Source organism: Kaistia defluvii, assembly GCF_026343955.1.
In the GTDB taxonomy this organism is placed as follows: Bacteria; Pseudomonadota; Alphaproteobacteria; order Rhizobiales; family Kaistiaceae; genus Kaistia; species Kaistia defluvii.
The window spans coordinates 37,616-54,610 of the sequence record NZ_JAPKNI010000007.1 but is presented as its reverse complement, the minus strand read 5'-3'; the positions used below and the strand labels follow the sequence as shown (position 1 = coordinate 54,610).

Sequence of the window (16,995 nt, the reverse complement as noted above, 5' to 3'; positions counted from 1 at the left end):
CCTCACCCTCGGCGAGAGGTGAAGGGGACCATCGTCATCGTCTCGATGACCGCGCACTAATTCAGCGAACCCACCTTGCGGGTCACATAGACGTCGCCCCGACGCTCGGAAAAATACTCGCGGATCTGCGGGTGTCGCAGCGGCTCGTCTGAATCGTCGACCAGCAGGTTCTGCTCCGAGACATAGGCGACATACTCGGTATCGGCGTTCTCGGCGAGCAGGTGATAGAAGGGCTGGTCTCGGGATGGGCGCGCATCGGCGGGGATCGCATCCCACCATTCTTCCGTGTTCGAGAAGACCGGATCGACGTCGAAGACAACGCCCCGAAACGGGAAGCTCCGGTGGCGGACGATTTGTCCGATCTGGAATTTGGCTGTACGCGGCTGAACCATGGCCTGTCCATTTGTCACGGGCTGGCCAAAAGCCACGATGTTCCGGCCGCGTCAACCTCTGCGGACCAAATAGCCGCCCGAAGCCCCTTTGCCGACGTCGTTCAAAGATGCGGCGTAAGCCCTTGCCGCATCACCAGGCGCTTCAGCTTCGGCAGACGGTCGATGGCGTAGAGGCCGACACCGCGCAGGGCCTGGACCGGCAGGAAGTCGGTCAGCAGGGTGCGGTTCAGCGCATCGACCGCCGTCGTCCTCGACAGGACATCGCCGATCCGGGCGCGATCATAGGCGGACAGCGCCTCGGCGCTGCCGGGATCGGCGCCATGGTCGCGCACCACGCCAGCAAAGGCCGCCGCGTCGCGCAGGCCCAGATTGAGCCCTTGTGCGCCGATCGGCGGGAACACATGCGCCGCTTCGCCGATCAGCGCGATGCGACGGGCCGCGAAATGACGCGCCGTCTGGCCGGAAAGCGGGAAGACCTGCCGGTTGCCGGCAATCGTGATCTTGCCGACGATCGAGCGCGAGCGCCGTTCGAATTCGGCCGCCAGCGCCTCGTCGTCGAGTTTCGACAGCCGCTCGGCTTCCGCAGCGCTTTCGACGCAGACGATCGCCGAGCGCAGGCCGGGCATCGGCACGATGGTGAACGGGCCGGTTTCGGTGTGGAACTCCGTCGAGACATCGTCGTGCGGCCGGCTGTGGGCGATGTTCGCCACCAGTGCCGCCTGCGGATAGGACCAGCTGCGGACGGCGAGGCCAGCCGCTTCGCGGGCCTTGGAACGCCGGCCATCCGCCGCGCCGAGAAGTTTCGTCCGCACCGCTGCGCCATCGGTGGTCACGACGCGGACCGAATCCTCCGATGGCAGGATTTCCGATGCGAACCCCGTGACCCGTTCGATACCGGCCTGTTCGATCGCTTCATCGAGCGCCGCGATGAGCACGGCGTTCGGAATATTGTAGCCGAATGCCTCGCGCCCGACCTCATGCGCATGGAATTCGACCAGCGGCGCCCGGATCAGGCGGCGCGTCGCATCGACGATTCGCATGGTACGCAGCGGCGCGGATTTCGCTTCCAGCGATGCCCAGATGCCGGTTTCCTGGAGAATTTCGACCGAGGCGCCAAGCATGGCAACGGTGCGCTCGTCGCGCGGTGGTGCTTCAGGGGCGATCAGCGTGACCGACGCGCCGTGACGACGTGCGAGTAAGGCCGCAACCAGCCCCGCCGGGCCGCCGCCGACGACGGCAACATCGCGAAGATCATCACTCATGACTGGGCCTGCGTTCTTGAATCGCCTGGGTTCGATCGGCTCCGGACCAGCCGGACGGCCAGGGCACCAATCGCCATCGCGACGAGAAAGATCAATATGTCGGGCAGCGCGAAGGCGATATTGGCGATCGCAGGGCCCGGGCACAAGCCGGAGAGGCCCCAGCCGATCCCGAACAGGACCGAACCGAGCACCAGCGGGGAATCGACGCGCCGGGCTGCCGGACCGGAGAAGGTCGAGGCCGCGAGCGGATGCCGGTGGCGGTGCGCGATGCGGATGGCCGCCATGCTGACCAGCACGGCCGATGCGAGAACGAAGGCAAGGCTCGGGTCCCAGCCCCCCGTGGCGATGGCCCCTATATCGAGGAAGGCCTTCACCTTGGCCGGATAGATCATGCCGGAGATCGCCAGCCCGAGACCGAACAGCAGCCCCGAGGCGAGCGCGCCGCCATAAAACGCGGTGGGTCGCGCGATCAAAGCCCGTGCCTCACGAGATAGACGGTGGCGATGGCGGAGAGCATGAAGACAAGGACGGCTACGATCGAGCGAACCGACAGCCGCGCCAGCCCGCAGACGCCGTGGCCCGAGGTGCAGCCGCGCGCCAGCGCCGTGCCGATTCCGACGAGAAGCCCGGAAGCGGCCAATTCGTAGCGACCGATTCCGAGGCTCGGCATGGCCGGCGACGCGTCGGAAATCAGATGCGGCGCGACGGCTACGCCGATCGCGGCGCCGAGCGGGAGACCGACGAGAAACAGCAGCCGCCACGCGCCATGGTCGAGACGTGGAGACAGGGCCGCGCCGAATATGGAGGAGATGCCGGCGATGCGGCCATTGACGATCCATAGCAAGCCAGCGGCCGCGCCGATCAAGGCGCCTCCGATGGTCGCGGATATGGGCGAAAAGCCGATCATGCGGGTCTCCCGAGTTGCCGGCATGGTGATCGAGGTGCTGGGGAGGGGCAATCCTGTCAGATGTCGCAGGTCATGACGCCGCAGAGGCTATTGCCAGTAAGCCGTTCTGCACGTATCGACAGTCCATACAGCCAAAGGCGCTGGATGCGGCTCCCATCTCCTGGCGGCCGGTGCAGCAGGGGAGCCTCATGCCGACGACGAAGACTTGGGCCGTTCATCTCCTTACGGCGAGCGGTGCCGGATTCGCGATGCTGGCGGCGCTTGCCGTCCTGCGCGGCGCATGGGTCGAGGTTTTCATCTGGCTCGGAGCGGCGCTGTTCGTCGATGCCGTCGACGGCCCGCTGGCGCGCGGCTTTCGCGTTGGCGAGCGGGTGCCGTGGTTCGATGGCGCGATCCTCGACATGGTGATCGACTACACGACCTATGTCTTCATTCCCGCCCTGATCCTGGCGCGTTCGGACCTGATGCCGCCTTCGCTGGCGGCGCCCGCCGGCATTCTCGTTGCCGTCATCGGCGCGTTGTATTTCGCGGATACGCGGATGAAGACGCGCGAATATGGCTTCCGCGGCTTTCCGGCGGTGTGGAACATGGTGGTGTTCGTGCTGATGGTGTTCGCGCCATCGCCGATCTTTTCCGTGGTTGTCATCGTGGCGCTGGCGGCGCTGACCTTCTCGCCGGTCGAATTCGTCCACCCGGTCCGGGTGAAGCGGCTGCGGCCGCTGACGCTCCTGGTGACGCTGGCCTGGTCGGTCTTTTCCCTGCTCGCGGTCTTTGCCCAGCTCCGGCCGAACCCGCTCGTGCTGGCGGGTCTGGGGCTCACGACCATCTATCTGACCTTTATCGGCGCGGTGCTGCAGGCCACGCGCTTCCGCCTGCCCCAGAAAACCTAACCAAGGCGCCGCGCCAGATGAACGTCGATCTCCTCTTCCAGCCGGCCGCATGGGCCAGTTTCCTGACCCTTTCCGTCATGGAAATCGTCCTCGGCATCGACAACATCGTCTTCATCTCGGTCCTCGTCGCGCGGTTGCCGGCACATCAGGCCAAGCGCGCCCGCCAGATCGGCCTTGGGCTGGCGCTGGTGTTCCGCATCCTGCTGCTGATGGTGCTGGCCTATCTCGTCGGCCTGACCCAGCCTGTCTTCACCCTGTTCGACCACCCCTTCTCATGGCGCGACCTGATCCTGCTCGCCGGTGGCCTGTTCCTTGTCTACAAGGCGACGCACGAGATCCATAAGGGCGTCGAGGGCGAGGGGGACGGCGCGTCCGGCCCGATCACGGCCGGTTTCGCCGCCATCGTCTCGCAGATCATCGTCATCGACATCGTCTTCTCGGTCGATTCGATCATCACCGCGATCGGCATGGCGGAGCATCTCGAGATCATGATCGCAGCGGTCATCGTCGCGATGATCGTCATGTACATCGCTTCCGGCCCGATCTCGCACTTCATCGAGCACCACCCGACCACCAAGATGCTGGCCCTGGCCTTCCTGCTGATGATCGGCGCGGCGCTCATCGCCGATGGCATCGGCTTCCACATCCCGCGCAGCTACCTCTACGCGGCGATGGCCTTTTCCACCCTGGTGGAGGTTCTCAACGTGGTTGCGCAGCGAAACCGCAAGAAGACGTCCTGACAGGGCGTTTTTGTCCGGATCCGGCCGATTGAATCGGTTCTAGAATCGGTTGCATGGGGTAGGGGGCGCCTGTACAAGGGATTTCCCCCTTTTGGCGGGCGTATACGCCCGGATGGCGCATCCATCCACGCGGTCCCGGCTGCGTCCACCACCCAGCAACGACAGAGTCCGGAATGGGCCTTTCCTTCGCGTCCGCTCGCCTCATCATGGCGCTGTTCTTCTTCTATTCCAGCTCGATGGCGAACTGGCTGATCCGTATTCCGGACGTCCAGCACAAGCTCGGAATGGACCCGGCGACCCTGGCGATCTGCCTGCTCGGCGTCCCGATCGGTCTCGTCACCTCGATGGCGTTCTCCGGCGCCGTCGTCGAATGGCTCGGGCCGCGCCGCGCGATCAAGATCGGCTTCCCGCTGCTGCTCGTGCCGTTGCTGCTGCCGGGCTTCGCGCCCACGCCGACGCTGCTGTTCTTCGCGCTCGTCCTGGTCGGTCTCGGCATGGGCCCGCTGGAGGTCGCTCTCAACGTCACGGCGGACCGGATCGGCCGCACCATCGGCCGCACGGTCATGTCGCGCTGCCATGCTTTCTGGAGCTTCGGCCTGATGGGCGGCAGCATCACGGGATCGCTCGCAGCCACCTACAACCTGCCGCCCGAGATCCACATGATCGTGGTCGTGGTCTGCGTGTTCGTGATCGGCGAGGCGCTGGCGTCGCGCCTGCCACATATCGAGACGGCCGAGGACGACGCGCCGAAGGTCAAGACATCCTCCTTCGTTCTGCCTTCGCCGAAGATCGTGCTGCTCTGCCTGTTCGCCTTCGGCATGCTGCTGGTCGAAGGCGGGATCATCGACTGGAGCGCCATCTATCTGCGCGACGTCTTCGGCGCCACGCCGCCGACGACGGGCTATGCGCTGACCGCCTTCAGCCTGGTGATGGCGTTTGGCCGCCTGGTAGGCGACTGGCTCTCCATGCGCTATGGCGCGATGCAGATGGCCCGCGTCTGCTGCACGGTGGCGCTGGTCGGCCTGCTGGTCATGGTGTTCGCGATCAACCCGTTCATGGTGATCGTCGGCGCGGCCGCGACCGGATTCGGCGTTTCGATCGTCTTCCCGCTCGCCGTCACGGCGGCGGCCTCGCGCGAGGGCCCGCCCGCCGTCAACGTCGCGGCGCTGTCGCTGCTCTCCTTCTCGGGATTCCTGCTCGGGCCACCCATGGTCGGCTTCGTCGCCCAGGTCGGCGGCTATCGGATGGGCATGGCGACCCTGCTGCTTGCGACCCTGATGAGCCTGCTTCTCTCCGGCGAAGTGCGGCCGCGCAAGCCCGCCAGCACGCGGATCCCGGCCAAGGATGGCGCCCGCGACACCGCCGCCGAGTCGGTATAGCCTGGGCGGAAGAGGCCGGCCGCAGCGCCGGCCTCCTTCATTCCACGCCCGTGCGCCCCGCCTGTTGGACGTCCGCGCGGGGTATAGCAGAGAGCAGGAGACGGTCATGGTCGAGGCGATCGAGGTTCACGCCATCCGGGTTCATTCGCATGGCGGACCGGAGGTGCTTTCCTTCGACAAGGTCGAGGTCGGCGCCCCCGGACCGGGCCAGGTACGCCTTCGCCACACGGCCATCGGCCTCAATTTCGTCGATACCTATTTCCGCACCGGCCTCTATCCGGCGCCCGGTCCGTTCCCCTTCGTGCTCGGCAGCGAGGGCGTCGGTGTCGTCGAGGCGGTCGGCGAGGGCGTCGCCGAGTTCAAGGTCGGTGACCGCGTCGGCTATGCCGATCCGATGGGCTCCTATGCCGAGGCGCGCCTGTCGCCGGCGGCCCGGCTGATCCACATCCCCGATGGCATCAGCGACGAGATCGCCGCCTCGTCGATGCTGAAGGGCATGACCGCACGCTACCTTCTGCGCGAGACGTTCAAGGTCGGCCCCGCCCACACCATCCTCTATCACGCGGCCGCCGGCGGCGTCGGCCAGATCGCCACGCAGTGGGCCAAGGCGCTGGGCGCCACCGTGATCGGCACGGTCGGCTCGGAGGAAAAGGCGGCAATCGCCCGCAAGCTCGGCTGCGACCATGTCATCAACTACCGCACAGAGAATTTCGTCGAACGCGTCGCGGAGATCACCGGCGGCGCCAAGGTCGACGTCGTCTACGACTCGGTCGGCAAGGACACGTTCCCGGCCTCGCTCGACTGCCTGAAGCGGCGCGGGATGTGGGTTTCATTCGGCAACGCCTCCGGCGCGGTGCCGCCCTTCTCGATCGGCATCCTGAACCAGAAGGGCTCGCTGTTCGCGACGCGCCCGTCGCTGGGCGGCTATGTCGCGGAGCGGAGCGAACTGGTCGAGACGGCGAAGGATCTGTTCGACGTCATCCTGTCGGGCAAGGTCGTCGTGGCGGAACCGCAGACCTACAGGCTCGCCGACGCCGCCGAAGCCCAGCGCGCGCTGGAAGGTCGGCAGACGACAGGCTCGGTGGTGCTGATTCCGTAGGGCGGGATTTTCGCATCCGGCTTCGTCGACCCCTAAACGGATATGTTCGTGCCTCCTCCGCCGTCATCCCGGAGGGAGAGGGTTTACGGCCTCGCCGCGACTGGCTCTTCGGACTGACGCTCTGTCCGGAGCGTTCCCTAAACCCTCACCCGGAGCTTCGCTCCGACCTCTCCCTCAGGGAGAGGTGAGTGCCTGTCCTGCAGGGACGAGCTCTGCCCCTGCCCAAACCCTTTCAAGACAGCCCGTCACGCGCCGCGAAGTGGCTGCTGGCGAGGTTGAAGAAGGCGGCGGGGGCGTAGCGCAGGTCGCCGCCTTTGCGGATCACCATGCCGAACCGGTTGAGCGGCAGGCCCTTGTCGGCGATCGGCCGGAACACGACCTCGCCGCTGGCCAGCTCCCGCTCGATGCCGAGCGGCGTCATGAAGGACAGGTAGCGACCGGTCTTGGCCAGTTCGAACAGCATGCGGATCGAGTTCACTTCGACGAAGGAGCGCCCGCGCGACGCGTCCTGGGTGAGAAAGGGCTCGATCACCTCGCGGATCGACAATCCATGCCGCGGCACCGCGAAGGCGTGGGAAAAGCAGGTGGCAAAGCTCGGCCGCATCTCGCCCGCGAGCGGGTGATCGGCCCGCATCACCGCTCCGATCGGCAGGTCACGCCGGATCGCAATCTCGATGCCCCGATGCTGCGCCGCCAGAAAGGTGAAGCCGATATCGACCTCGGAATCCACGACCATGGCGATCGCCTCCTGCGCCGAAGCCATGCGGATATCGACATGAAGGCTCGGATATTGCGCGCTGAAATCCGCGACGATCCCTGGTAGGATGGTCAATCCGACGCTCTCGACCGTGGCGATGCGGACGGTACCGGTCTTGAGCCCGGCCAGCAGGCTCAGCTGCGACACTGCCGCCTCGAGCGGAGCCGCGAGCTGCCGGGAGTGGCGGTAGAGGATCTCGCCCGCCGGCGTCAGGCGCAGCCGGCGCGACTCGCGGACAAAGAGGGCCATTTCCAGCGTCTGCTCGAGATGGCCGATCTGCCGCGCCACGGCCGAGGAGGCCACGTTCAGCCGGCGCGCGGTTTCGCGCATCGACAGGGTCTCGGCGACCATCGTGAAGTAGATCAGCGAGGGCGTATGAAACAGCCGCGCCAGGCTGGCGGGCGAGAGGGTGTTCTTGTTGTCAAAGACCATCCGCGCCACCTTGCCATCCCTGCAATTGCTGCCTTTTCGGCAGCACCTTGCGCTTCAACTGGCAGTATCATGGACATTGGAGGCGTTCTAGCATGATGATGGGGGATGGCCGCAGGATTGCGTTGCAGTCATCGCCTGCCGCATTAGGATGCACCAAATGATCAAAAATTCCATTTGATCAAACCTTAGGCATCTCTCTATCTTCGTCCGAACCGGACGCGCGAGAAGCATTGGATACGGACCGAAATGGGTCGCCTCACCACACATGTTCTCGATACCGCTGCTGGCCGGCCCGCCGCGGGCCTGAAAATTGACCTCTACAGGCTCGGGGCCGATCCGATCCTGTTGAAGACGGTCACGACCAATGCCGACGGCCGGGTCGATGGTGGGCCGCTGCTCGAGGGCCCGGCGCTGGAGGAGGGCAGCTACGAGCTCGTCTTCCATGCCGGGGATTATCTCCGGGGCGTGGACGAGACCCTGCCGGCCACGCTATTTCTCGACGTGATCCCGATCCGCTTCGGCATCGCCTCGGCAGACGAGCATTATCATGTGCCGCTGCTGATCTCGCCTTACGGCTATTCGACCTATCGGGGCAGCTGAGCAGCATGCGCGAGACCGTTCGTTTTCTCCGCCGCGGCAAGATCGTCGAGGTCGCCAATGTCGATCCGATGATGACGCTGCTCGATCATCTGCGCCTGACCGAAGGGGCGACGGGAACCAAGGAAGGCTGCGGCGAGGGCGACTGCGGCGCCTGCACCGTCGCGATCGGCCGCCCGCGCAACGGCAAGGTCGTCTACGAGCCGGTCAATGCCTGCATCCAGCTGCTCGGCATGGTCGACGGCGCCGAGATCGTCGCGGTCGAGGATCTGGCGGAAGGGGACCAGCTCCATCCCGTCCAGGCGGCGATGGTCGAGAAGCACGGCTCGCAATGCGGCTTCTGCACACCCGGCTTCGTGATGAGCATCTTCGCGCTCTACCAGGGCACGGAAGGTGCAGTGGGTCGCGACCAGATCAACGATACCATCGCCGGCAATCTCTGCCGCTGCACCGGCTACCGGCCCATCGTCGAGGCGGCGCTTGCCGCCTGCGCCACCCCGCGCGACGACAGGTTCCGCAAGGCGGCCGAGGATACGGCCGGGATCCTGAACTTCATCGCCGACGACAGCGACATCTTCATCGGCAATGACGAGCGCTTCTTCGCCGCGCCCGCCTCGGTGGATGGACTGGCCGCGCTCTACGCGCAGCATCCCGATGCGACGATTGTCGCCGGCGCCACCGATGTAGGCCTCTGGATCACCAAGCAGCTGCGCGACCTGCCCAAGATCATCCATCTCGGCCGGGTCAGGGGACTGGACGGCGTCGAGGATACCGGCCGCGAGGTCCTGATCGGCGCGGCCGCGACCTATGCCAGCGTCGAGCCCTACATGCAGGCGATCGACCCCGACCTCGGCGAACTCTTCCGCCGCATCGGCTCGAAGCAGGTGCGCGCGCGCGGAACGGTCGGCGGCAATGTCGCCAATGGCTCTCCGATCGGCGATACGCCACCGGCGCTTATCGTGCTTGGCGCGACGATGGAACTGCGCCGCCGCGATCGCTCGCGCATCCTGCCCGTCGAGGATTTCTACATCGAATATGGCAAGCAGAACCGGGCGTCGGGCGAGTTCGTCACCGGCCTGTTGGTGCCGAAGCTGCGGCCGGACCAGATATTCCGCTGCTACAAGGTGACCAAGCGCTTCGACCAGGACATCTCCTCGGTCATGGGCGCCTTCCGGTTCACCATCAATCCGGAAGGGATCATCACCGAGGCGCGCATCGCCTATGGGGGCATGGCCGGAACGCCGAAACGGGCCAAGGGCGCGGAATCGGCGCTGCATGGCGCCGGCATTCGCGACACCGCTGCCTGGGCCCGGGCGTTCGAGGCGTTGCGGTCAGATTTCACGCCGCTCGACGATCATCGCGCCAGCGCCAGCTACCGGGCCGAGACGGCGCATGCGCTGCTCGGCAAGGCCTTGATCGAGGCCGCCGGAACACCGACCTCGCGCACCCGTCTGGTCGGACGGCGGGAGGGCTTTGTCCATGCCGCTGAATAGCAGGATTTCGCCCGTGACCACCGATGCAGACCTCGCCGTCATCCGCAAGCCGCTGCCGCATGACAGCGCGCCGCGCCATGTGACCGGCGCCGCCGCCTATATCGACGACATCCGCGAGCCGGCCGGCACGCTGCATGTCGCGCCCGGCTACGCGCCGATCGCGAAGGGACGGATCACCGGCCTCGACCTCGACGCCGTGCGCGCCTTTCCCGGCGTCGTCGCGGTGCTGACGGCAGCCGACATTCCCGGCGTCAACGACGTCAGCCCCAAGCTGATCGGCGACGATCCGACCCTTGCCGTCGACGAAATCCGCTTCCACGGGCAGGTCGTGTTCGTCGTGGTGGCGAAGACGCGCGATATCGCGCGCCGCGCCGCCAAGAAGGCGAAGATCACGACCGTTGCCGAGGCGCCGGCGATCGATCTCGCCGACACGACCGATACCGTCCTGCCGGAATATGCCTTTGGCCGCGGCGATGTCGAGGCGGGCCTTGCCGCTTCGCCGCTCAAGCTGGAGGCGAGCTTCCGCATCGGCGGGCAGGAGCATTTCTATCTCGAAGGCCAGGTCGCGTTTGCCGTGCCGGGCGAGGCGGGCGAGATGTTCGTCTATTCCTCGACCCAGCACCCGAGCGAGGTCCAGCACCTCGTCGCCCATGCGCTGCACATGCCGTCGAGCGCCGTCACGGTCGAGATCCGCCGCATGGGCGGCGGGTTCGGCGGCAAGGAGAGCCAGGCCTCGCAATGGGCCGTTCTGGCGGCGCTCGCTGCACACAAGACCGGGCGTCCCTGCAAGATGCGGCTCGACCGCGACGACGACATGATCATGACCGGCAAGCGGCACGACTTCCGCGTCGATTACCGTGTGGGCGCCAGCGCCGAGGGGCTGCTGGAAACGGTCGATGTCGCGCTCAATGCGCGCTGCGGCCATTCCGAGGACCTTTCCATGGGCGTCGTCGACCGGACGATGTTCCACTCGGACAATTCGTATTTCTATCCGACCTGCCGGGTTCTCACCCGCAGGATGCGGACCAATACCGTCTCCAACACCGCCTTCCGCGGTTTCGGCGGCCCGCAGGGCATGACCTTTGCCGAGCGGATGATGGATCATGTCGCCTATACGCTCGGCAAGGATCCGCTCGAGATCCGCAAGCTGAACTTCTATCAGGGCGACCGCGACCACACGCCCTATGGCATGAAGGTCGAGGACAATCTGCTGCAGCCGCTGGTGGCGCAGCTGGAGGCGAGCTCGGACTACTGGGCGCGGCGCGAGGAAATCACCGCCTTCAACGCCGAGAGTCGCATCCTGAAGAAGGGCCTGGCGCTGACGCCGGTGAAGTTCGGCATCTCCTTCACGCTGATGATGCTGAACCAGGCCGGCGCCCTGCTGCACCTCTATCGCGACGGTTCGCTCAACCTGAACCATGGCGGCACCGAGATGGGGCAGGGGCTGTTCCTCAAGGTGGCGCAGGTCGTGGCCGAGGAATTCGGCGTCGACATGGGCAAGGTCGCGATCACGGCGACGCGGACCGACAAGGTGCCCAACACCTCGCCGACCGCTGCCTCCTCCGGCACCGACCTTAACGCCATGGCGGCGCTCAACGCCTGCAACATCATCAAGGACCGGCTCTACGCCTTCATCGAGGAAAAGTGGCAGGTCCGCCGCGGCCAGGTTTCGTTCCGCGACAACCAGGTGATCATCGGCAACCACGTCATGAGCCTGGCGGAGCTTGCCAACGCCGCCTATGTCGAGCGCGTCCAGCTTTCGGCCTCGGGCTTCTACAAGACGCCGAAGATCGCCTGGAACCGCGACAAGGCCGAGGGACGGCCGTTCTTCTATTTCGCCTATGGCGCGTCCTGCTCGGAAGTCACCATCGACACCATGACCGGCGAGATGAAGGTCGACCGGGTCGACGTGCTGCACGATGTCGGCAAGTCTCTCAATCCGGCGATCGACATCGGCCAGATCGAGGGTGGCTTCGTCCAGGGCATGGGCTGGCTGACGACGGAGGAACTGGTCTGGGACAAGCAGGGCCGCCTGCGCACGCATGCGCCCTCGACCTACAAGATCCCCGCCGCGTCGGATATTCCCGAGCACTTCCGGGTCGAACTTTTCCAGTCGGAAGGACCGCGCGAAGACACCATATTCAAGTCGAAGGCCGTCGGCGAACCGCCGCTGATGCTCGGCATTTCGGTGTTCTGCGCGATCAACAATGCGATCGCCAGCCTGAAACCGGGCGTCATGCCCGCCCTCGACGCCCCGGCCACGCCGGAAGCGATCATGCGGGCGGTGCGCGGCATGGCGGCCGCTTGATGAGGGCAGGATAGATCATGTTGGTCTGGCAGCGTCTCCTCCAAGCGATCGATCGTCAGGGCAAGGCCGCCATGGCGACGATCGTGGAGACGCGCGGATCGGCGCCGCGCGAGGCGGGGGCGCGCATCGTCGTGCTGCCGGACGCCAGCTTCTTCGGCACGATCGGCGGCGGCACGCTGGAATGGCGCGTCATCGCCGACCTGCAGGCCGCGCTAGCCCGACCCACCCCGCATTTCTACGCCAGCCAGCGCGTCGCGCTCGGGCCGGAGCTCGGCCAATGCTGCGGCGGGCGCGTCGACCTGGCCCTCGAAGTGTTCGACCGCTCGCGCCGGGCCGAGATCGAGGCGCTGGCCCAGGCGGAGGCGGCGGGACTCTTCCGTACCCGCGCCACGCAGCAATCAGACGGCAAGCTGCATCGCACGATCGATCCTGCCAGCCGTCTTCCCATCGGCTCGGCGCGTGTCGATCACGGCGTGGTGGAAGAGGGCTTTGGCGACGACAGCCGCGTCCTCTATCTCTTCGGGGCAGGGCATGTCGGCCGCGCCTTGGTGATGGCGCTGGCGCCGCTGCCGTTCCGGATCGTCTGGGTCGACCCTCGGCCCGATGCCTTTCCACAATATGTTCCGGCCAATGTGCGCTGCGAACCGGCACAGGATACGCCGACGGCGCTCGATGGCGCGCCGCATGGCAGCTTCGTGCTGGTGATGTCGCACAGCCATGCGCTCGACCTCGCCATCGTCGCGCGAGCCTTGAAGGACCAGCGTTTTGCCTATGTCGGGCTGATCGGCAGCGAGACCAAGCGGGCCCGCTTCTCGCATCAGCTCGAGCGCGCCGGGCTGGCGAAGGACGACATCGAACGGCTGATTTCGCCGATCGGCGTCCCCGGCATCAAATCGAAGCTCCCCGCGGCTATTGCGGCATCCGTCGCTGCCGATCTACTTGTACGCGACGAAGCCTTGCGGCATGTGCATGCGCTGGGAACGACGGAGCCCGCCGATCCATCGGCGCTGGCAGTGGGGGGACGCTGACGTGGAGGTCATTCTGGCAGGCGCCGAGACGCCAGCGCAGAGCCGGCAGCGCCCGGACAGCCCGCCGCTGCTGCATGCGACCGGCATCACCAAGATGTTCGGCGCCTTCAAGGCCAATGACGGCATCGACCTTGCGATCCGCCCCGGCGAGATCCATGCGCTGCTGGGCGAGAACGGCGCCGGCAAGTCGACGCTGGTCAAGATCCTCTATGGTGTGCTGCAGCCGACCGAGGGCCGCATCCTCTGGAAGGGCCAGCCGGTCGGCATTCCGAGCCCCTCCGCCGCGCGAAAGCTCGGCATCGGCATGGTGTTCCAGCATTTCTCGCTGTTCGAGGCGCTGACCGTCGTCGAGAACATCGCGCTGGCGCTTTCCGACCGGAAAAGCCGCTCGGCCCTAGCGCGCGAAATCGAGCAGATCTCCGTCGAATACGGCCTGCCGCTGAACCCTTCCTCCGTCGTGGCCGATCTTTCGGTCGGCGAGCGGCAGCGGGTCGAGATCGTGCGCTGCCTGCTGCAGAACCCCGAACTGATCATCATGGACGAGCCGACCTCGGTGCTGACGCCGCAGGAGGCCGATGACCTGTTCGTCACGCTCGACAAGCTGACGGCGCGCGGCTGCGCCGTGCTCTACATCAGCCATCGGCTGGAAGAAGTGAAGCGCATCTGCCACCACGCGACGATCCTGCGCCACGGCAAGGTCGTTTCCGAATGCGATCCGCAGAAGGAGACGGCGGCGAAGCTCGCGACCATGATGGTCGGTGTCGAGGTGCGCAAGCTTTCCTCCGACCTGCCGCCGCCGCAGAACACGCGCACCCGTCTTTCCGTCACCGACCTTTCGCTGCCGCAGCCGCATCCCTTCGCCGTCGCGCTCAGCCATATTTCGCTGGAGGTCAAGGCCGGTGAAGTGATGGGGATCGCCGGGATCGCCGGCAACGGGCAGGGCGAACTGTTCGACGCCCTTTCCGGCGAGCGAACCTGCGACCGCGCCGCGTCGGTGTCGATCGACGGCAAGCCCTGCGGCAATAGCGGCGTGACCGCGCGCCGCCGGCTTGGCGCCGCCTTCGTGCCGGAAGAGCGCCTCGGCCACGGTGCCGTGCCGCGCATGCGGCTTTCCGACAATGTGCTTTTGACCCGCCATTCCACCGGCGATCACCTGCTGCGCGCCGGTGTTCTCGATACCGACGCGGCCCGGCAACTGGCCGACCGCATCAGCCGCTCCTTCGATGTCCGCAAGGGCACGCCGGACCCGGAAGCGGGCTCGCTTTCCGGCGGCAATCTGCAGAAATTCGTCGTCGGGCGCGAGATCGACCGCCAGCCCGGCGTGCTGGTCGTCAGCCAGCCGACCTGGGGCGTCGATGCCGGCGCCGCCGCGATCATCCGCCAGGCGCTGATCGACCTTGCCCGTTCCGGCTCCGCCATTCTGGTGATCAGCCAGGATCTCGACGAGGTTCTGGAAATCGCCGACCACGTCGCGGTGATCTCCAAGGGACATCTTTCGCCCTCGCGGCCGACCTCCGGGTTGACGCGCGAGGAAATCGGCCTGCTGATGGGCGGTATGGGCGAGCCGCTGACGGCCGACCGGGGGGCACTACATGCGGGTTGAACTGGTCCGGCGTGGCGAGCGTTCCGCCGCCATGGCCTATCTGTCGCCATTGCTGGCGCTGCTGCTGACGCTGATCGGCGGGGCGCTGATCGTGATCGTCTGGCGGCTGTCGACGGTCGACCTGTCGAACCCGGCATCGGGCGGCTTCTTCGGCGCGTTGCAACAGGGCTTCGTCGATTACGGCCGCTTCCTCTATGTCTTCTTCATCGAGCCGCTGACCGAGCTCTGGTCGCTCGAGGAACTGGTCGCCAAGGCCACGCCGATCATCCTCGTCGCGATCGGCCTGTCGCTCTGCTACCTCTCGAACACCTGGAACATCGGCGCCGAAGGCCAGATCGCCGTGGGCGCGATCACCGGCTCGTTCCTGCCAATCTTCTTCCCCGACTGGCACGGCCCCTTCATGCTGCCGGCCATGCTTGTTCTCGGCATGCTGGGTGGCATGGCCTATGCCGCGATCCCGGCGCTGCTCAAGATCCGCTTCGGCACCAACGAGATCCTGACCAGCCTGATGCTGGTCTATGTGGCGCAGCTCTTTCTCGACTATCTGGCGCGCGGACCGTGGCGTAACCCGGAAGGCCACAATTTCCCGGATAGCCGTGCCTTCGACGGCGGCCAGGTGCTGCCGACGCTGTTCGACACCAACATCCGGATCAGCCTGATCTTCGTCTTCATCGCGGCCTTCGCCGCCTGGTTCCTGATGCGCTGGACCAAGATGGGCTTCCAGATCAAGGTGCTGGGCCAGGCGCCGCGGGCAGGGGCCTTTGCCGGCTTCAGCCAGAACCGCATGGTGCTGCTGACCTTCCTGATCTCGGGCGCGCTGGCGGGCCTTGCCGGCATCTGCGAGGTCGCCGGCCCGGTCGGCCAGCTTCGCACGTCGGTTTCTCCCGGCTACGGCTTCACGGCGATCATCGTTGCCTTCCTGGGACGGCTGAACCCGATCGGCGCGATCTTTGCCGGCTTCCTGCTGGCGCTCTCCTATCTCGGTGGCGAGGGCGCGCAGATCGCGCTCGGCATGTCCGACCAGACGACGCGGGTGTTCCAGGGCATGCTGCTGTTCTTCGTGCTGGCCTGCGACAGCTTCATCTTCTACCGGCTGCAGATCGTTCGAACCCCGACCCTCCAGACCGGCACGGTGACGTCATGACCGGGCTCATGCTGGAAGGCATCCTGCTCACCATCATCACCGCCGCGACGCCGCTGCTGTTCGCCTCGATCGGCGAACTGGTGACGGAACGCTCGGGCGTGCTCAATCTCGGCGTCGAAGGCATGATGGCGATGGGCGCCGTCATCGGCTTCGCCGTGGCGCATTCGACCGGCAACATCGCGCTCGGCGTTGTCGGCGCGATCCTCGCCGGCATGGCGATGGCGGCGCTGTTCGGCGTGGTGACGCTGATCTTCGTTGCCAACCAGGTGGCGTCGGGACTGGCGCTGACCCTGTTCGGGCTCGGCCTTTCCGGGCTGATCGGCGACGCCTTCGTCGGCGTGCCGGGTGCGGGACTGGCGCGCGTCTCGATCCCCGGGCTCAGCGACCTGCCGGTCGTCGGCCTGCTGTTCCGGCTCGATCCGCTCACCTATCTCGCCGTCGCGATCACCATCGCGGTGTCGTGGTTCCTGTTCCGCATGCGCGGCGGACTGGTCCTGCGCGCCGTCGGCGACAGCCATGTCTCGGCGCACGCGCTGGGCTATAGCGTCATCCGCGTCCGCTTCATGGCGGTGCTGTTCGGCGGCGCCTGCTCGGGCCTCGCGGGAGCCTATCTCTCGCTCGTCTACACGCCGCAATGGACGCAGGCGATGACGGCGGGGCGCGGCTGGATCGCGCTGGCGCTTGTCGTGTTCGGCACCTGGCTGCCGGGACGCGTCGCGATCGGCGCTTTGCTGTTCGGTGGCGTCAGCATCCTGCAGCTGCATGCCCAGGCGCTCGGCGTCGGCGTGCCGTCGCAGTTCCTGTCGGCGCTGCCCTATCTCACCACCGTCATCGTGCTGGTGATCATTTCGCGCAACCGCGCGCTCGTCCGGGCCAATACGCCGGCAGCGCTCGGCCAATCTTTCGTTCCCGACCGCTAGGGAACGCTTGTCCGGGACATGCCGCAGCGATCCGCGGTGAAATC

The 16,995-nt window shown here is 66.4% G+C and carries 16 protein-coding genes; 11 read left to right on the top strand and 5 right to left on the bottom strand.

Annotated elements, in window-relative coordinates; all coding sequences use genetic code 11:
* Nucleotides 1–56: 56 nt before the first annotated feature.
* From hspQ to OSH10_RS17390, 4 genes are all read right to left on the bottom strand, one after another.
* Entirely contained in the window at nucleotides 57–392 is a 336-nt protein-coding gene (hspQ, locus tag OSH10_RS17405; RefSeq protein WP_266333208.1) for a heat shock protein HspQ, read from the bottom strand.
* A 101-nt stretch (nucleotides 393–493) separates the two neighbouring features.
* Complete coding sequence (locus OSH10_RS17400; RefSeq protein WP_266333207.1) at nucleotides 494–1,654, bottom strand: UbiH/UbiF family hydroxylase; 1,161 nt, start codon at nucleotides 1,652–1,654, stop codon at nucleotides 494–496.
* The gene (locus OSH10_RS17395) at nucleotides 1,651–2,127 is read right to left on the bottom strand and encodes a DUF6691 family protein (RefSeq protein ID WP_323181626.1); all 477 of its coding nucleotides are present in this window, start codon (nucleotides 2,125–2,127) and stop codon (nucleotides 1,651–1,653) included. Before OSH10_RS17395 ends, OSH10_RS17400 begins: the two co-directional genes overlap by 4 nt.
* Nucleotides 2,124–2,561, bottom strand: a complete 438-nt coding sequence (locus OSH10_RS17390; protein ID WP_266333206.1) for a YeeE/YedE family protein — start codon at nucleotides 2,559–2,561, stop codon at nucleotides 2,124–2,126. Before OSH10_RS17390 ends, OSH10_RS17395 begins: the two co-directional genes overlap by 4 nt.
* A 188-nt stretch (nucleotides 2,562–2,749) precedes the next feature.
* Here OSH10_RS17390 and OSH10_RS17385 point away from each other — a divergent pair, with 188 nt between their 5' ends.
* The 4 genes from OSH10_RS17385 (at nucleotide 2,750) to OSH10_RS17370 (ending at nucleotide 6,669) form a co-directional block, all read left to right on the top strand.
* A complete protein-coding gene (locus OSH10_RS17385) occupies nucleotides 2,750–3,451 on the top strand; it encodes a CDP-alcohol phosphatidyltransferase family protein (RefSeq protein WP_266333205.1) in 702 nt (233 codons plus the stop codon).
* A gap of 17 nt (nucleotides 3,452–3,468) precedes the next feature.
* Nucleotides 3,469–4,191, top strand: a complete 723-nt coding sequence (locus OSH10_RS17380; RefSeq protein ID WP_266333204.1) for a TerC family protein — start codon at nucleotides 3,469–3,471, stop codon at nucleotides 4,189–4,191.
* Between the two features lie 173 nt (nucleotides 4,192–4,364).
* Nucleotides 4,365–5,570 (top strand): MFS transporter, encoded by a 1,206-nt coding sequence (locus OSH10_RS17375; protein ID WP_266333203.1) that lies wholly within the window; start codon nucleotides 4,365–4,367, stop codon nucleotides 5,568–5,570.
* A 106-nt stretch (nucleotides 5,571–5,676) separates the two neighbouring features.
* Entirely contained in the window at nucleotides 5,677–6,669 is a 993-nt protein-coding gene (locus OSH10_RS17370) for a quinone oxidoreductase family protein (RefSeq protein WP_266333202.1), read from the top strand.
* A gap of 232 nt (nucleotides 6,670–6,901) precedes the next feature.
* Here the strand turns inward: OSH10_RS17370 and OSH10_RS17365 are convergent, their stop codons facing one another.
* Nucleotides 6,902–7,858, bottom strand: a complete 957-nt coding sequence (locus tag OSH10_RS17365; RefSeq protein WP_266333201.1) for a LysR family transcriptional regulator — start codon at nucleotides 7,856–7,858, stop codon at nucleotides 6,902–6,904.
* Nucleotides 7,859–8,104: 246 nt separating this feature from the next.
* On the opposite strand from OSH10_RS17365, the gene uraH reads away from it, so the two are divergent.
* The 7 genes from uraH (at nucleotide 8,105) to OSH10_RS17330 (ending at nucleotide 16,951) form a co-directional block, all read left to right on the top strand.
* Nucleotides 8,105–8,458 carry a hydroxyisourate hydrolase gene (gene uraH, locus OSH10_RS17360; protein ID WP_266333200.1) on the top strand — a complete coding sequence of 118 codons (354 nt, stop codon included), beginning with the start codon at nucleotides 8,105–8,107 and terminating at the stop codon, nucleotides 8,456–8,458.
* 5 nt (nucleotides 8,459–8,463) lie between these two features.
* The gene (gene xdhA, locus OSH10_RS17355; protein WP_266333198.1) at nucleotides 8,464–9,948 is read left to right on the top strand and encodes a xanthine dehydrogenase small subunit; all 1,485 of its coding nucleotides are present in this window, start codon (nucleotides 8,464–8,466) and stop codon (nucleotides 9,946–9,948) included.
* A complete protein-coding gene (xdhB, locus tag OSH10_RS17350; protein WP_266333197.1) occupies nucleotides 9,935–12,256 on the top strand; it encodes a xanthine dehydrogenase molybdopterin binding subunit in 2,322 nt (773 codons plus the stop codon). The genes xdhA and xdhB overlap by 14 nt, the downstream gene beginning before the upstream one ends.
* A 17-nt stretch (nucleotides 12,257–12,273) precedes the next feature.
* Complete coding sequence (gene xdhC, locus OSH10_RS17345) at nucleotides 12,274–13,284, top strand: xanthine dehydrogenase accessory protein XdhC (RefSeq protein WP_266333196.1); 1,011 nt, start codon at nucleotides 12,274–12,276, stop codon at nucleotides 13,282–13,284.
* Between the two features lie 94 nt (nucleotides 13,285–13,378).
* On the top strand, nucleotides 13,379–14,887 hold the full coding sequence (locus OSH10_RS17340; RefSeq protein WP_266333378.1) for an ABC transporter ATP-binding protein: 1,509 nt from the start codon (nucleotides 13,379–13,381) through the stop codon (nucleotides 14,885–14,887).
* Nucleotides 14,877–16,031 (top strand): ABC transporter permease, encoded by a 1,155-nt coding sequence (locus OSH10_RS17335; protein WP_266333195.1) that lies wholly within the window; start codon nucleotides 14,877–14,879, stop codon nucleotides 16,029–16,031. The genes OSH10_RS17340 and OSH10_RS17335 overlap by 11 nt, the downstream gene beginning before the upstream one ends.
* A gap of 8 nt (nucleotides 16,032–16,039) precedes the next feature.
* Nucleotides 16,040–16,951 carry an ABC transporter permease gene (locus OSH10_RS17330; RefSeq protein WP_266333377.1) on the top strand — a complete coding sequence of 304 codons (912 nt, stop codon included), beginning with the start codon at nucleotides 16,040–16,042 and terminating at the stop codon, nucleotides 16,949–16,951.
* Nucleotides 16,952–16,995 lie beyond the last annotated feature (44 nt).

What these genes read in the sequence shown, in the direction of transcription:
- hspQ (WP_266333208.1), bottom strand. Translation starts at nt 392, where the DNA reads ATGGTTCAGCCGCGTACAGCCAAATTCCAGATCGGACAAATCGTCCGC.
- OSH10_RS17400 (WP_266333207.1), bottom strand. Translation starts at nt 1,654, where the DNA reads ATGAGTGATGATCTTCGCGATGTTGCCGTCGTCGGCGGCGGCCCGGCG.
- OSH10_RS17390 (WP_266333206.1), bottom strand. Translation starts at nt 2,561, where the DNA reads ATGATCGGCTTTTCGCCCATATCCGCGACCATCGGAGGCGCCTTGATC.
- OSH10_RS17385 (WP_266333205.1), top strand. Translation starts at nt 2,750, where the DNA reads ATGCCGACGACGAAGACTTGGGCCGTTCATCTCCTTACGGCGAGCGGT.
- OSH10_RS17380 (WP_266333204.1), top strand. Translation starts at nt 3,469, where the DNA reads ATGAACGTCGATCTCCTCTTCCAGCCGGCCGCATGGGCCAGTTTCCTG.
- OSH10_RS17375 (WP_266333203.1), top strand. Translation starts at nt 4,365, where the DNA reads ATGGGCCTTTCCTTCGCGTCCGCTCGCCTCATCATGGCGCTGTTCTTC.
- OSH10_RS17370 (WP_266333202.1), top strand. Translation starts at nt 5,677, where the DNA reads ATGGTCGAGGCGATCGAGGTTCACGCCATCCGGGTTCATTCGCATGGC.
- OSH10_RS17365 (WP_266333201.1), bottom strand. Translation starts at nt 7,858, where the DNA reads ATGGTCTTTGACAACAAGAACACCCTCTCGCCCGCCAGCCTGGCGCGG.
- uraH (WP_266333200.1), top strand. Translation starts at nt 8,105, where the DNA reads ATGGGTCGCCTCACCACACATGTTCTCGATACCGCTGCTGGCCGGCCC.
- xdhA (WP_266333198.1), top strand. Translation starts at nt 8,464, where the DNA reads ATGCGCGAGACCGTTCGTTTTCTCCGCCGCGGCAAGATCGTCGAGGTC.
- xdhB (WP_266333197.1), top strand. Translation starts at nt 9,935, where the DNA reads ATGCCGCTGAATAGCAGGATTTCGCCCGTGACCACCGATGCAGACCTC.
- xdhC (WP_266333196.1), top strand. Translation starts at nt 12,274, where the DNA reads ATGTTGGTCTGGCAGCGTCTCCTCCAAGCGATCGATCGTCAGGGCAAG.
- OSH10_RS17340 (WP_266333378.1), top strand. Translation starts at nt 13,379, where the DNA reads ATGTTCGGCGCCTTCAAGGCCAATGACGGCATCGACCTTGCGATCCGC.
- OSH10_RS17335 (WP_266333195.1), top strand. Translation starts at nt 14,877, where the DNA reads ATGCGGGTTGAACTGGTCCGGCGTGGCGAGCGTTCCGCCGCCATGGCC.
- OSH10_RS17330 (WP_266333377.1), top strand. Translation starts at nt 16,040, where the DNA reads ATGCTGGAAGGCATCCTGCTCACCATCATCACCGCCGCGACGCCGCTG.